This window comes from Nocardia sp. NPDC052112 (assembly GCF_040680135.1).
Lineage (GTDB): Bacteria > Actinomycetota > Actinomycetes > Mycobacteriales > Mycobacteriaceae > Nocardia.
In genome coordinates, this window is record NZ_JBFAWD010000013.1 from 79,635 (window position 1) to 93,960 (window position 14,326).

Sequence of the window (14,326 nt, forward strand, 5' to 3'; positions counted from 1 at the left end):
GGCTCCGGCACGAGCGACGGCTCGGCTGTGACTATTGTTCGCTCGCTACGCTCGCTCATGCCGAGGCTCCCCTTCGCCGCGTATCACGTCCTGACGCGGTTACCTCGACGATGTAGTCGGGTCCGCGAAAAATCCCGCGCGGTGTCTTCAGCTCGGCAATGCCGCCATCAGGCGGTCTTCGCAGCACGATCTCGATCCGACCATCGGTTGTACTGCCGCGCCGAGTTCCCTTCCGGTCCGGCGCGTTGCTCAAGGCTCGCCCCAATAACTCCAGCAAGCGTTCGAAAACCTCGTGATCCAGCTCGCCGAACGCCGAAAGACGCACGGCCCCACCGGTATCCAGCATGTCCCAGGCGGCCTGCAGCTCGGCCCGCTCGACTGCGGCGCGCGCTGCCCGCGCTGCCTTGATCGCCGCGACGTCCGGAATCGCGCCGGTTCGACCGAATCGTTCGGTGCGCCCGGACGAACGCAGCAGCGGCGAAACCTCCACCGCGGGCGCCTCGCCCCAGGGCGCGGTATAGCTCACCAACTCTGGATCAGGGTGGGCCAGGTGCGGATGCCGCGCGGAGCTGAGTCCGAATGCAGTGGACCACAACCGATGCAGATCGTCCTGTTCCGGCAGCACCGTGAACCACCGTGCCAGCTCCCGAAAGTCAGCCACGGCACTGCTGGAACGCCTGCGGGACTCGGTGATCCGGTCGAGAACCTGCAATAGGGTGATGATGGCTTTCCGGCCGACCTGCCGGAGCTGATCGATGCGAGGCGTCGATCCATCGACAGGTAGGAACCAGGCCCGTATTCCATCCCACCTCGCTCGACGATGCTCGAGCCAAGCGACACCGGGATCAGCGCCGGTCAGCTTCGGCAGCTCGGCCCCGAGCAGTGCGCGCTGGTGCATCCGCGCGATGCCGAAATCCTCGACGGCCTGGATTCGCGAAGCGATCGTATGCGTACGGTACTCGATGTTGGTGAGGAACTCTTGGAGATAGGCCACCGTCGCGGCCTTCACCTCGTGGAACACGCCGAGATCCACACCCTCGGCGCGTAGCAGCCGTTGCAGTTCGCCATTGAACTGTTTTGTATTGGCGCGCAACGCCTCCAGGTGGGATTCGAGCTCGCTCAGTACGATAAAGACTCGGCGATCCGCGCCCGACTCCAGTTCGTGCAGCAGGTCGGCCAGTCGATCCGAGATCGCGTCGAGTACTGCGGTCTGCAACGCTCCGCTCGACGCGAGCACCGACATAGCGTGCACGACACCGGCGAACGCTGCCTCGCCCTGCCTGGTGAGTGAGTACTGCAGGTTCCGACGTTCGTATTCGGTTGCGGTGCGGTAATTCTCGGAATGGTTCTGGATGACATCGACAAGGTTCCAGGCCCGCAACTGATCCAGCGCCGAGGTCAGATCCTCGTCGTCAATGGCCTCCAACCAGCCGACCGTGCGCAGCCGAGCCCGGACGTCATCGATACCGAGAGCGGTCTCCAGACGTTCGTTCGCCTCACCGAAGGCATGCAGCACCGATACGTACAACCCGGCCCGATCACCGCTGGTGAAACGGAACATCTCGGGCGGAACACGAATCGGATCCATAGCGGCTCCCCCTAGCTGGCGACTCGGTTGCCCACGATAGACGCCTGGGCCGACATCCCGCGCTCGTCCCCGTACGAGCGACGGACTCAGCCGCCGATATCCGCGAGCAGATCCTCGACCACGCGTTCCTCGGGGACCGCTCGACCGGTACGACGCATGTGCTCGGACAATTCGAGATCCCAGGGCACCGGAGTAACTCGACCGACTTCGGGGCCGTCGGCACCAACAGCCCGCAGATAGTCAGCGCTGGTCATCCGCCACGGCACTACGTCGACCCTGGCCACAAGATTCGCAGCGATACGCAGTCCTTCCCCGTCGAAATCACCGTGGTAGTACAACTCGGTCCCGGCCTGCGCCAACTGCTCGAGCAGCAGCACACCGGCACTGCTCGGCCAACCGGACGTACATACCATCGGCGGGCAACCGGTACCGAAACGCGTCAATGCCATCGCCAGCACGCTGGGGTTTTCGACCACCCATACGCGGTCTGCCACCTTGATCGACTCCGACTGGACCCGCAACTGCTGCAGGGTCAGCACCGAAGCGAGTCCGGCGCTCGCGCAGGAGTGCAGGATATGGCCGATCGGGGTGCCGGTGTCATACATCGGCAGTCCGGCGACCAAGACGGTCGATGACAACTCGTCGTCAGCGATCCCCGCTCGCGCCCACAGTGCGCGCAACCCGACCGCATCCGCTGGAGGTTCGGTGCCGTAGATCGCTGTCAACGCTCGCACGACCATTGCTTGCACCCGGGTGCCTTCGTCGAGTTCATGTGGATCACCCAGCAGTTCGGCGGCGAATACAGGCAATGGCGTTCCGGGGCAGGGCAATTCGTGTAGTACCCGCAGGGTCCGCTCCAGCTCGGACCTCGTGCGCTCGACCGATTTCGCGATCAATCCATTGCGCTGCACTGCCGACACCCAAGTCGCCAAAGCGGGCTGGGCCCGAACGACGTTGTGCTCCGACAACCATCGCCACAGCTCGTGACGCGCAGCGGCATCGGCTGCTCGCTCAGCGGACCTGTTTCCGACGGGGCCAATCAGTTGCTCGACGACGGCGCGGGCATCGCACCCTGTCACCTCGAGCAGGACCGCGTCGATGTCGGCGAGGCTGCCGGTCCAGTACAGCCCGGGCAATCGCGGTGAACCGAACAGATCGGCGATGGCGGCCTGCTGGTTCGGATCGAGTGGGCCGACTTTGATCCGATGCACCGCCTGACCGGTGGACAGGCGGCGATGGAGCACCGCCCACACGGGAGCGAGGTCCGGCGACAGCCGCTCAGCGGTCATTGATCTTCCTGAACCGGCGTCCCATCGGGACATTCTGCACCGAACCGCATCGGATCGCCTGATCCGTGCAGGCGATGCGAATGTCTGATTACTGTGAGGGCCCGGGACTGGCCCGCGACCGCAGCGTCTGTTCGAAACTCCCCCTGTCCAACGACGTCGACGCGATTCCCGGCGCACGCCGATAGTGCCCCCGAAATACCACGACTGCACCCTCGGCGGGCGCGATGGTGTCATCGCAGCTGCGGCCGGTGACTTCGACAGCACTCATGTCGTACGCGGAACGTGGGGGTCCACTTACGACAGACCGCGGCGGTCGCCAGCCCGGGTGTCACGTCACCAGTCCGGTGCAGACTGGTCGGTCGACGGGATACGCCCAGGACGACTCGCCCCCCGAGCCGTCATCCTCGATTACGCGTAATGCCGACCGCACACCGTCCCATCACACACTTGCACCGACCATGTGCCTCTGTCCGGCCGGACCCTGAACCCCATATGCACGCCACCCGACGCGCACCTGAACAGACCGGATCGCCCGATCTGTGCACGCGAGGCGACCGCTGGTGGGAAGCTCGAAGGACCGTAGGTGTCGACCGAGAAAGCGAGACACATGGTCGAGAAAGCGAGTGCGTCTGCAGGGACCAACGGTAAGGCTGTGACGGCGCAGCGGCCGGAGGACATCCGGAATGTGGTGCTGGTCGGGCACAGCGGGTCGGGTAAGACCACGTTGGTAGAGGCGTTGGCGCTCACGGCGGGCGCGGTCAATCGCGCGGGCCGGGTGGAGGACGGGACGTCGCTGTCGGATTATGACGAGATCGAGCACCGCCAGCACCGATCGGTGCAGCTGTCGGTGGTGCCGATGGCCTGGCGCGGGATCAAGGTCAATCTGCTGGATACCCCCGGATACGCCGATTTCGTCGGTGAGCTGCGGGCGGGTCTGCGGGCGGCGGATGCGGCGCTGTTCGTCATCTCGGCGGCGGAGGGTGCGGAGGGCGTGAGCGGTGCCACGCGCGCGCTGTGGGAGGAGTGCGCGGCGGTCGGGATGCCGCGGGCGATCGTGATCACCCATCTAGATACCGCGCGCGCCGATTTCGAAGAGATGACCGAGACCTGCCGCATCGTGCTCGGCGGCGGCTCCTCGGAAAATATCCTCCCGCTGCACCTTCCGGTGTATGGGCCGAAGGGTCCGGACGGCCACCGCCCGGTCACCGGTCTGGTCGAGCTGCTGCCGCACTGCGTGGCGGACTACTCCTCCGGGGAGGAGGTCGAGTGCGAACCGTCTTCGGATCAGCTGCCGCTGCTCGAAGAGGCGCGCAACCGGCTGATCGAGGGCATTATCGCCGAGAGCGAAGACGAAACCCTGATGGAGCGCTATCTCGGCGGCGAGGAGATCGAGCTGGCCGCGCTGGTGGCGGACCTCGAGCGGGCGGTCGCCCGGGGCAGCTTCCATCCCGTGCTGTTCGGCGCGCCCGCCCCGGAGGGCGCCAAGCAGGGCCTCGGCACCGTCGAACTGCTGGAGCTGATCATCGGCGGCTTTCCCACCCCGTCCGAGCACGCGGTCTCGGCCATCACCACCACCAACGGTTCCGCATCGACCCCCCTGCACTGCGATCCAGACGGCGCGCTGGCGGCCGAGGTGATCCGCACGGCGTCGGATCCGTATGTCGGGCGCGTCTCGCTGGTTCGCGTCTTCTCCGGCACCCTGCACCCCGACGATACGGTGCATGTGTGCGGTCACGGACTGGAGGACCGCGGCCATGAAAGCCATGATGTGGACGAGCGCATCGGCGCCATCACCGCGCCGTTCGGCAAACTGCAGCGCCCGCTCGGCCAGGCCATTGCCGGTGATATCGCCTATGTGACCAAGCTGAGTCGCGCGGAAACCGGCGACACCCTCTCCGGCACTGCCGCGCCGCTGTTGATCGAACCCTGGCGGATGCCGGATCCCCTGCTGCCCATCGCCATTCGCGCGCGCAGCAAGGCGGATGAGGACAAACTCTCCACTGGTCTGTCCCGGCTGGCGGCCGAGGATCCCGCGGTGCGGCTGGAGCAGAATCCGGATACCCATCAGATCGTGCTGTGGTGTCTGGGCGAGGCGCACCGCGATGTCGCGCTGGAGCGGTTGCGCACCAGGTTCGGTGTGCAGGTGGACGTGGTCGATCACAAGGTCGCGCTGCGGGAAACGTTCGCGGGCAAGGCAACCGGTAAGGGCAGGCACGTCAAACAGTCCGGCGGGCACGGGCAGTACGCGGTTTGCGAGATCGAGGTGGAGCCACTGCCGGGCGGGTCGGGCATCGAATTCGTCGACCGTGTGGTGGGCGGAGTCGTTCCGCGGCAATTCATTCCGTCGGTGGAGAAGGGTGTGCGCGCCCAGGCCGCGCGCGGGGTGGCGGCCGGTTACCCACTGGTCGATATGCGCGTGACGCTCTTCGACGGCAAGGCGCATTCGGTCGACTCTTCCGATGCCGCATTCCAGACCGCTGGCGCACTCGCACTGCGTGAGGCCGCGACCGCCGCGGGTATCGACCTGCTCGAGCCGATCGCCGAAGTATGGGTAGTGGTAACCGACGACTATGTCGGTCCGGTGCTCAGCGATCTGTCCGGACGCCGCGGACGTGTGCTGGGCACCGAACCGCACGGCACCGGCCGCACGCGCATCCATGCCGAGGTGCCCGAACTCGAACTCACCCGCTACGCCATAGATCTGCGCTCGCTCTCGCACGGCACCGGTGACTTCACCCGCTCGTACGTACGGCACGAACCGATGCCCAATGCGTTGGCGGGTTCGGTCCGCGAGCAGGCCAAGAAGACGGGCTGATCCCCCAGCGCCGCAGGATGTTTCGTTACCGTCGAAGGAGCCTGTTGATCAGTCCAGAGCGTTTCGTTGTCGACACCGAGCATTTCGGCAAGATCGTGATCACGCGGACCGACGAAAGAGTAGTCACTACACCGGTATTCGACGATGCCACCGTGGTGACCATCGAGCGCATCGGCCCGCGCACTCGCGAGCGCGTACCGATCGGCACGCGCAACGCCAAACGGCTACGGGCATCGATCAACGATCGCCCCATCAGATTGACCGTCGGCCGCGGACTCTTCTACCGCCGGTGGACCTACCGAGCGATCGCCGAGGTCGACGGCAGGATCTTGCGGCTGCTGCCGACGACCCTGCACTCCAGCACATTGGTTCTAGGACAAAAGGACCAACGCGATCACGTCCTGGGTGAATTCATGCTGACCGGAACGCACCACATCGACGTGGTGTGGGCGCCGCCATCAACCGCACCACCCCCGACTCGACACCCCACCATGAAGGACGCACTAATCGCCTACGCCCTAGTGGCATCCTTCGGCACCGGCGGCGTCTCACTGTCCGAACTCGTCCACATGCTGCTCCCAATCTGAACCCCCCACTGCCGCACCTGAACTGATGAGTTCGCACAAGCTATATACGTTATGCGCGACCATGACTCGATATGCAGCAGAACAAAGCACAACGGCCGAGAATGCGCTGGTGCAGCTGCACTCTCGACGTTTGGCTGCATGAGCGCATGGTGATCACTTGTCCAAGGGGTGCTTCAGGCTGGGCTGGGCGTGATTCGGGCCCACCCCTTGGAATGGGGTGGGCCCGAGACGGTCTCGCTAGGCGACCAAGTTCTTTCGAAGCTGCACCAGGGTGCCGCCATCGAGGCCGAGGCCCTGGGTCAGGAACTTTCCGAAGTCGCCGTAGGCCTGTTCCATCGCATCGATGGCGGTATCCAGGTACTGGTCACGAACCTCTTGCAGGGGTATGAGCAGATCGGGATTCTGCATGAGCCCCGCCTGCTTCACCTGCTCGCGCAGCTTGGCATCTGCGGCGGCTCGATACTGATTCGACAGCAGATAATCCTGTCGCGCAGTCGATTCCGGTACTCCGACCGCCCGCAGCACCACATATGTCAGCCAGCCGGTTCGATCCTTACCCGAGGTGCAGTGATACAGCGTCGCGCGGTCGGTGGCCGCCAGATCCCGAATCGTCTGCCCGAACTTCGCGCGCGAATCCGCACTGAGGAAGCTGGTATAGACACGGCCCATGATCTCCTCGGCCTTCCCGTTCCCCAGCAGTTCCTCCTGCTTCTGCGGGTCCCGCGACTGAATGGCCGCCATCATCTGCTGGAACAACCCGGTGTCATCGATCGGCCGCGCCACCGTCTGCACCCCGGCGGGCACCTTATCGGCGCCCATGAACTGCACCTCCGCGGACGTCCGCAGATCAACGACCGCCTTCAGATTCAATCCACCGAGCTTCTGCACATCGGAGTCGGTCAGTTTCTCCAACGAATCCGACCGAATAGCCTTGCCGGACTTGACCTTCGCACCGTCATACGTCCGATACCCGCCGATATCCCGAACATTGACCGCGCCTTGCAATTCGATCCGCGCCGCAGCACTCTCCACCGTCGGCTCGGCCGTCGCCATCGGCGGCGCGCCGGTAGCGGTCAACGCGAATGTCGCTAGGACAGAACCAATTAGAGCAATTACTGAATTCTTCATGGCGCGGGACAGTAGAGCCGTCTCCCCGCGCCCTGCTGACTTTCTCTCCGATCCCGCCGCTACTACCCCACTCACCGAGACCCGCATACCACCCACCGAGACTTCCGCTACTCCCCTCGGCTCCTCAGATACTCGGCAGACGGCTCCAATAGCTCCGGATGCTCGCGCCAGTACATGGCGCCGTGAATCGACAACATCGCCCAATGCCAAGCGTCATCATGGAATTCGATTCCACGAAACGGCCGATCACTCGACTCATACGGATACGCCTCCCGCGCCTCCGCATCAGCCTCCTCCCACGTGCGTCCGCCATACCGCCGCATCAACCAGGCATAGTCGCCCCGCGCTTCCCGCAGGTTTCGCAGGTACTCGTCTTCAGTCCAGGTCATGTGAAATGGACCCGGGCTTCGAACTTCATCCAGTGCTCCTCAGCGTGCATCGCGATGTCGACGGAGAGGCGCTGCCACGGCGACGTCAACCGCATCAGCTGTTCGACTGCCGCCCGATCCGTCGCGGGCAAATTGCGATCCGGGCGGTCGTCCCCCGTTGTTGCACTCGGCTTCCTCGGCCGCGTAGGCGATGACTTCGAGGATCAAGTGCCGAACACCGCCCGGTGGGCATTGTCGACGGATCTCGGCGAGGTGGGCGAAGTCCACCGCGCTCGCCCAGTCATGCGTCGTGTTTCCCCCTGCACCATCCACCGCAGAAGTATCCCAGCCATGCATACGGCCTGCCACCAGACGCGGTGGCAGGCCGTAGTTCTCAGCTCGCCGCTTTCTTGACGAGCTCCCCGATCCGCGTCTCATCGGCGGCGGTCAATTCGGTCAGCGCGAAGGCGGTGGGCCACATGGTGCCGTCGTCGAGGCTCGCTGAGTCGTTGAAGCCGAGGGTGGCGTACCGCGCCTTGAACTTCTCCGCCGTCTGGAAGAAGCAGACGACCTTGCCGTCCCTGGCGTAGGAGGGCATGCCGTACCAGAGCTTCGGGCTGAGCTCGGGCGCGTTGGCCTTGACGATGGCGTGGATTCGCTCGGCCATGACGCGATCCGAATCCACCATTTCGGCGATTTTCGCGAGCACATCGGACTCGCCGTCCGCCTTGGCTGCGCGCGCCGCGGCGTGCGGCCGTCTTGAGCTCCTGAGCGTGCTCCTTCATCGCAGCTCGCTCTTCTTCCGAAAATCCCACCGTGGACTTGCGCTTCGTGGTGCGGGTTGTGGTCATTGCGGTTCCTCCGTTGTGGTGTCGATCGTGATATCGGTTCGGTTGAAAACGTCGGGGGGCGCTCACCGGTCCTGCAGCAGCCCCAGGACATTGCCGTCGGGATCGGTGATGGTGGCGACCAGGCGACCTGCACCGACATCGCGCACAGGCTCGCGCACAGTGGCGCCCGCGGCCGTGACCTCGGCCAGCTTCGCCTCGATATCGGGCACGTGCCAGTACGTCACCGGTGCGGTCATGCGCTGCGGTCCGCCGCCCGGTACCAGCCCGATGTGCTGGCCCGCGACGTCGAAACCGACGTAGTAGGTTCCGTCGATCTGCGGCGGTGCACCGATCAGGGCGGTGTAGACCTCCTTGGCCGTCGCCAGGTCGGAGACGAGATGCAGTACGGTCTTGATTCCCCCGGCCGAGGCGGCCGAGGCGGCGGTCATGAGTACTCCTTCTGCGATGTGGTCCGGATCGTCTTGCGGCGATGAGAATTACGGTAGGCAGCGCTCGGCGGCGCGACATCCGTGCCGAACACGGAAAGCACCACTGAGTGAGCACGGGTCGATGCCCGCGCGGCTACGGGACCGGTGCGTGAGAATGGAGACGTGTCAACGCAGAAGGTGGCTGCCGGGATCTCCGACCGCGAGGCCGAAGTCCTGACTCTGATCGGACAACATCGCAGCAATGCCGAGATCGGCGCGCAGCTGTACATCTCGGTGCGCACCGTGGAGACCCATGTGTCCTCGCTGCTGCGCAAGGTCGGCGTCCCCGACCGGCGGGCGCTCGCCCAGCGCGCGGCCGAGCTCACCCGGGCCGAGCGGAGCGAGGCGGTGGCCGTCCTGCCCGCACCATTGACGTCGTTCGTCGGCCGGCTCCGGGAGCAGGCCGAATTGCGTCAGGCCGTCGCGGTGCAGCGCCACGTGACCGCACTCGGCCCCGGCGGTGTCGGCAAAACGCGGCTGGCCTTGCCGTTGCCGCAGATCTTGCCGGTGAATTCGCCGACGGTGCATGGTTCGTCGACCTCGTACCGGTAACCGATCCGGCGATGACCGGATCCGCGGTGGCCCGTGCGCTCGGCCTCGGCGAACAGCAGGGCCGCAGCCTCGACGATTCGGTGCTGAGCGCCCTCGCCGACCGCCACACCCTGCTCGTCCTCGACAACTGCGAGCATCTGCGCGAGGGCGCGGCACCGTTCATCGAGCGCCTGCTCGCGCACTGCCCGCGCGTGACCGTACTGGCCACCAGCCGCGCTCGGCTCATGGTGCCCTTCGAGCAGGTCTACGCGGTGCCACCGCTATCTCTCGGCGATGATGCCGCCACCGCGGATGCCATTGCGTTGTTCCTGGACCGAGCCGCCGCCCTGGGCTGGCCCGTCGAACCGGAACAATTGGATCAGGTCACCGAGGTCTGCCAGCGGCTCGACGGTCTGGCGCTGCCGATCGAGCTCGCGGCCGCCAGGCTGCCCACCCTCGGTCTCGACGGTCTGACCGCCAGTCTCGCCGATCCGCTGCGCCTCCTGGTCGGTGGACGCCGTGCCGACGACCGACATCGGTCCGTGCGGGCCATGCTCGACTGGAGCCAGGCCCTGCTGACCAACTCGGACCGGTGCGTGCTCCGACGTGTCTCGGTCTTCGTCGCACCGTTCACCGCCGCCGACGCCGCCGAGGTAGCCGGATATCCGCCGCTGGAACCGAACTCGGTCGCGGACGGTCTGGCCAGGCTCGCCGAGCAGAGCCTGCTCACCGCCGCGCCGTCCGCGGGCGGCACCCGCTACCGGGCACTGGAGACGATCCGCCAGTATGAGACCGAACAACTCCTCGAGACCGGCGAGCTGCCCGAAGTGCTTGCGCGCCATCTACATTGTCCGATCCGCAGCGATACCTCGGAGATATCGGTCGTGTCCTCCAGACTCGGCAGATACGCGTTGTACGCCGCCAGCCCCGGCAGGTCGAACGTGAAATACATTGCCATCAAAGGATTTACGAACAGATCGTCAGCTCAACTACGTCCACGGATCGGCACATTCCCATGCTGACCGGACAATGCTGCGGCTATCTGATCGTTGACCAGGCTGGGCCGCTTCGGCGTCAAGTCCGCGGCGTGCTCGACGGCAGCTCGGTACCGCTGTGCCTCGGTCGAACGGCTCGATATCGAGAAGGCGCCGAGGTAGGCACCCCGCGCATCGAGCTCGGCGATGTTCTCCAGGACATGCACATGGTCGACGCCGTGGTGCGCATCGATCCCGAAGCCGATGCTCGCCACCAATCGCACTGGCACATAATCGATTCCAGCGACCGCAGCCAGGCTCGCCGCATCTTCCTGCGGCGTACCCAACAGATATTCGTCCCCACGCAACAGAATGTCGGTCCCACCGTCGACCAGCACGATCGCATCAACCCCCAGCCGTTCGACCAATATCTCGTAGCCAGCGCGCAAACCCACCACCCCAACCCGCGGAAAGGCAAAGACCGTCGATGGCTCGTTCTGCAGCGCAAACCATCTCGCCAAAGCCCGCTCCGGAAAGTAGGTGTCCGGCGGCCCCAAGGCATCCGGAGTAATGGCAGCCACATACTCGTTCAACCAGGCATCAGCACCAAGCCTGTCCAGCCGTGCGAAGGAGAGATTCGCAAAATGTACGGCGACCCCGGCATCGCGCAACGTAAAGGCCAGCGGCAGCCCGGCATACACGTCGAACCCACCACCGGCCCCGGCGATCAGCACTGACGAACACCCGTCGAGACGAGTAAAGATCGAGGCCACCTGGCCGAGCTTCGCCACATTCGTAGCGTGTGTCCGAAGCTTTTCCGGATCTACCGAGACTTCGCTCATCTACCCCCCTCGTACATCCCGGTTCCGAATTGCCTTGCGATCGAACCGGTGTGGCGCGCGAATACCCACCATAACCAGTCCGGGTCATGCTGGTGCGCACGAGAAACGACGGAGCCCCACCCGTCGAAACGGATGGGGCTCCATGTCTTACAACGCAGGAGCGAAGCCTGCGCAGCAACCTACCGACTTACACGTCGAAGTACAGCTCGAACTCGTAGGGGTGCGGGCGCAGGTTCACCGGCGCGATTTCGTTTTCGCGCTTGAGGCTGATCCAGGTCTCGATGAGGTCGGGGGTGAAGACGTTGCCTTCGGTCAGGTAGTCGTGGTCCTGCTCGAGGCGGTCGATGACCGAGGCCAGGCTGGTGGGGGCCTGCGGGATGCCCTTGGCCTCCTCCGGCGGGAGCTCGTAGAGGTCCTTGTCGACCGGGGCCTTCGGCTCGATCTTCTTCTTGATGCCGTCCAGGCCGGCCATCATCATGGCGGCGAAGGCCAGGTACGGGTTGCCCGAGGAGTCGGGGGCGCGGAACTCGATGCGCTTGGCCTTCGGGTTGTTGCCGGTGACCGGGATGCGGACCGCGGCGGAGCGGTTGCGCTGCGAGTACACCAGGTTGATCGGGGCCTCGTAGCCCGGGACCAGGCGGTGGTAGGAGTTCACGGTCGGGTTGGTGAACGCCAGCAGCGACGGCGCGTGGTGCAGGATGCCGCCGATGTAGTGGCGCGCGAGGTCCGACAGACCCGCGTAGCCGGCCTCGTCGTGGAACAGCGGCTTGCCGTCCTTCCACAGCGACTGGTGCACGTGCATGCCCGAACCGTTGTCACCGAAGAGCGGCTTCGGCATGAAGGTGACGGTCTTGCCCTCGGCCCACGCGGTGTTCTTCACGATGTACTTGAACAGCTGCAGATCGTCGGCCGCGTGCAACAGGGTGTTGAACTTGTAGTTGATCTCGGCCTGGCCCGCGGTGCCGACCTCGTGGTGGCCGCGCTCGAGCTCGAAGCCCGCGTTCTGCAGGTTGGTGGAGATCTTGTCGCGCAGGTCGACGTAGTGGTCGTACGGGGCGACCGGGAAGTAACCACCCTTGTTGCGGACCTTGTAGCCGCGGTTGCGGGTGCCGTCCGGGTTGAACTCCTTACCGGTGTTCCAGGAGCCCGAGATCGACTCGATCTCGTAGAAGGCGCCGTTCATGCCCGAGTCGTAGCGGATCGAGTCGAAGATGTAGAACTCCGCCTCGGGGCCGAAGTACGCGGTGTCGGCGATACCGGTCGAGCGCAGGTACTCCTCCGCCTTGCGCGCGATGTTACGCGGGTCGCGGCTGTAGGCCTCCCGGGTGAACGGGTCGTGCACGAAGAAGTTGAGGTTCAGCGTCTTGGCCTGACGGAACGGGTCCAGCCGCGCCGTGCTGAAGTCGGGGAGCAGCAGCATGTCCGACTCATCGATGGACTGGAAGCCACGGACGGAGGAGCCGTCGAACGCTAGCCCTTCCTCAGCGAGGTCAGCGGTGAAAGCCTTCGCGGGGATCGAGAAGTGCTGCTGCACACCGGGAAGATCACTGAAGCGGATGTCGACGTATTCGACGTCCTCTTCCTTGATGTGCTGGATGACCTCGTCGGCCGTGCTGAACGTCACTTGTTCTCCTTACGGATCGGTTCCCAGCCAGTGTCGATTGCATGGGTTCGTCGCGTCCAGACGCTATGGACGCGATGTTTCCCAGCAATCAAGGCTATGTTTCGCCAGTGTTACACGTGCGGCTGGGTGGGTGGTGAAGGCCACCTGGGCTCGAACAGCATGGTAATCCTGCCATTCTTTCCAGCGCTCGCCGAGGTCAACTTGGGTTGGTGCGGTGTCCTACGACCGGTCGTAGAGGCCTATCCTGAGTGTCATGGCACGCATCAGCGGATCCTGGCTCTCCGGACCTTCCGCGGACCCGGGCGATCCGGCAACCCCCGAGTTCCCCGGTCAGCACCTGGGTCTGCCGCGCTCGGGCGCCGGGTCGCTGGTCGGCATGTTGCGACGCATCGTCGCGCTCGTCGTGGACTGGTTCATCTCGCTCGGTGTGACCGCGATCATCGTGCGGCCGAATCCGGACAAGATCATCGCCGGGATGAATATTCCGGCCGGGGACCCGCGTCCGTCGAACTTCGAGGCGATTGTGAGTGCTCTCACGACACCCAACCTGCTCGTCTGGTTCGTGATCGGCGTCGTCGCGGTGTCGTTGTTCGGGTACACACCGGGTCAGTACTTCCTGCGGCTGCGCGTCATCCGCGTCGATGCGCCGGTGGCCGTCGGTTTCGTGCGCGCGTTGGCCCGCCAGGTGCTGCTGGTCTTCGTGGTTCCTGCGCTGTTCACCGATGCCGACGGTCGCGGCATGCACGATCGCGCCACCGGCACCGCGGTGGTCCGCTCGCGCTAGTCCCTCGCCACGGTCGCCGGGACAGTACGCTCCGGCGGTGTCGTTGCATCCGGTCATGCTGGTGGTTCGCCTGTTCCTCGAACTCACCGCTATCTCGTCGTTCGCGGTCTGCGGCTGGCGCGCGTTCGACTCCCCGTGGCGCGCTGTACTGGTGGTGGTGCTGCCACTGGCCGCCGCCACGATCTGGGGGACGTTCGCGGTGCCCGGCGATCCGAGCCGCAGTGGAAAGGCCCCGGTCGCGGTGGACGGCTGGGTGCGTCTGCTGGTCGAGATCGTGGTGTTGTTCGGCGGCGCGGCCGCGTTCTGGCTCGCGGGACTGCCACGCTGGGCGTTGGCCTTCACCGCGGTGCTCGTCGTCTACCACGCCGTCGGCTACGACCGGATCACCTGGTTGTTCGACACCGGGCGAACCGGAGCGGCCTGAGCGCCCCGGGGAGACCCGAAGGCCCGCACCCCTACCAGATGGGATGCGGGCCTC

At 65.2% G+C, this 14,326-nt stretch carries 14 protein-coding genes; 6 read left to right on the forward strand and 8 right to left on the reverse strand.

The window, feature by feature from the left end; all coding sequences use genetic code 11:
• Positions 1 to 55: 55 nt before the first annotated feature.
• On the reverse strand, positions 56 to 1,588 hold the full coding sequence (locus AB0L58_RS24715) for a TIGR02677 family protein (RefSeq protein ID WP_364389996.1): 1,533 nt from the start codon (positions 1,586 to 1,588) through the stop codon (positions 56 to 58).
• A gap of 86 nt (positions 1,589 to 1,674) precedes the next feature.
• Positions 1,675 to 2,877, reverse strand: coding sequence for a TIGR02679 family protein (locus AB0L58_RS24720; protein ID WP_364389997.1), 1,203 nt, complete (start codon positions 2,875 to 2,877; stop codon positions 1,675 to 1,677).
• 607 nt (positions 2,878 to 3,484) lie between these two features.
• Between AB0L58_RS24720 and AB0L58_RS24725 the strand changes: the two genes are divergently transcribed.
• Together AB0L58_RS24725 and AB0L58_RS24730 are read left to right on the forward strand one after the other, a co-directional pair.
• Complete coding sequence (locus AB0L58_RS24725) at positions 3,485 to 5,692, forward strand: elongation factor G-like protein EF-G2 (RefSeq protein WP_364389998.1); 2,208 nt, start codon at positions 3,485 to 3,487, stop codon at positions 5,690 to 5,692.
• Positions 5,693 to 5,736: 44 nt separating this feature from the next.
• Positions 5,737 to 6,279, forward strand: a complete 543-nt coding sequence (locus AB0L58_RS24730; RefSeq protein ID WP_364389999.1) for a hypothetical protein — start codon at positions 5,737 to 5,739, stop codon at positions 6,277 to 6,279.
• Between the two features lie 237 nt (positions 6,280 to 6,516).
• On the opposite strand, the gene AB0L58_RS24735 is transcribed toward AB0L58_RS24730, so the two are convergent.
• The 4 genes from AB0L58_RS24735 to AB0L58_RS24750 form a co-directional block, all read right to left on the reverse strand.
• Positions 6,517 to 7,356: a tyrosine-protein phosphatase gene (locus AB0L58_RS24735; RefSeq protein WP_364390001.1), complete on the reverse strand. Its 840-nt coding sequence runs from the start codon at positions 7,354 to 7,356 to the stop codon at positions 6,517 to 6,519.
• A gap of 158 nt (positions 7,357 to 7,514) precedes the next feature.
• Entirely contained in the window at positions 7,515 to 7,796 is a 282-nt protein-coding gene (locus tag AB0L58_RS24740; protein WP_364390002.1) for a hypothetical protein, read from the reverse strand.
• 373 nt (positions 7,797 to 8,169) lie between these two features.
• Complete coding sequence (locus tag AB0L58_RS24745) at positions 8,170 to 8,463, reverse strand: DUF1801 domain-containing protein (RefSeq protein ID WP_364390003.1); 294 nt, start codon at positions 8,461 to 8,463, stop codon at positions 8,170 to 8,172.
• Between the two features lie 225 nt (positions 8,464 to 8,688).
• Positions 8,689 to 9,054, reverse strand: coding sequence for a VOC family protein (locus tag AB0L58_RS24750; RefSeq protein WP_364390005.1), 366 nt, complete (start codon positions 9,052 to 9,054; stop codon positions 8,689 to 8,691).
• Between the two features lie 162 nt (positions 9,055 to 9,216).
• Here AB0L58_RS24750 and AB0L58_RS24755 point away from each other — a divergent pair, with 162 nt between their 5' ends.
• Both AB0L58_RS24755 and AB0L58_RS24760 read left to right on the forward strand, forming a co-directional pair.
• Positions 9,217 to 9,645, forward strand: coding sequence for a LuxR C-terminal-related transcriptional regulator (locus AB0L58_RS24755; protein WP_364390006.1), 429 nt, complete (start codon positions 9,217 to 9,219; stop codon positions 9,643 to 9,645).
• Positions 9,646 to 9,656: 11 nt separating this feature from the next.
• Positions 9,657 to 10,646, forward strand: coding sequence for a hypothetical protein (locus AB0L58_RS24760; RefSeq protein WP_364390008.1), 990 nt, complete (start codon positions 9,657 to 9,659; stop codon positions 10,644 to 10,646).
• On the opposite strand, the gene AB0L58_RS24765 is transcribed toward AB0L58_RS24760, so the two are convergent.
• On the reverse strand, positions 10,610 to 11,440 hold the full coding sequence (locus AB0L58_RS24765) for a DUF1152 domain-containing protein (RefSeq protein WP_364390009.1): 831 nt from the start codon (positions 11,438 to 11,440) through the stop codon (positions 10,610 to 10,612). The genes AB0L58_RS24760 and AB0L58_RS24765 overlap by 37 nt on opposite strands.
• 187 nt (positions 11,441 to 11,627) lie before the next feature.
• Entirely contained in the window at positions 11,628 to 13,064 is a 1,437-nt protein-coding gene (gene glnA / locus AB0L58_RS24770) for a type I glutamate--ammonia ligase (RefSeq protein ID WP_364390010.1), read from the reverse strand.
• Between the two features lie 253 nt (positions 13,065 to 13,317).
• Here glnA and AB0L58_RS24775 point away from each other — a divergent pair, with 253 nt between their 5' ends.
• Together AB0L58_RS24775 and AB0L58_RS24780 are read left to right on the forward strand one after the other, a co-directional pair.
• Positions 13,318 to 13,848: an RDD family protein gene (locus AB0L58_RS24775; protein ID WP_364390011.1), complete on the forward strand. Its 531-nt coding sequence runs from the start codon at positions 13,318 to 13,320 to the stop codon at positions 13,846 to 13,848.
• Between the two features lie 37 nt (positions 13,849 to 13,885).
• Positions 13,886 to 14,272: a YrdB family protein gene (locus AB0L58_RS24780; RefSeq protein WP_364390012.1), complete on the forward strand. Its 387-nt coding sequence runs from the start codon at positions 13,886 to 13,888 to the stop codon at positions 14,270 to 14,272.
• Positions 14,273 to 14,326 lie beyond the last annotated feature (54 nt).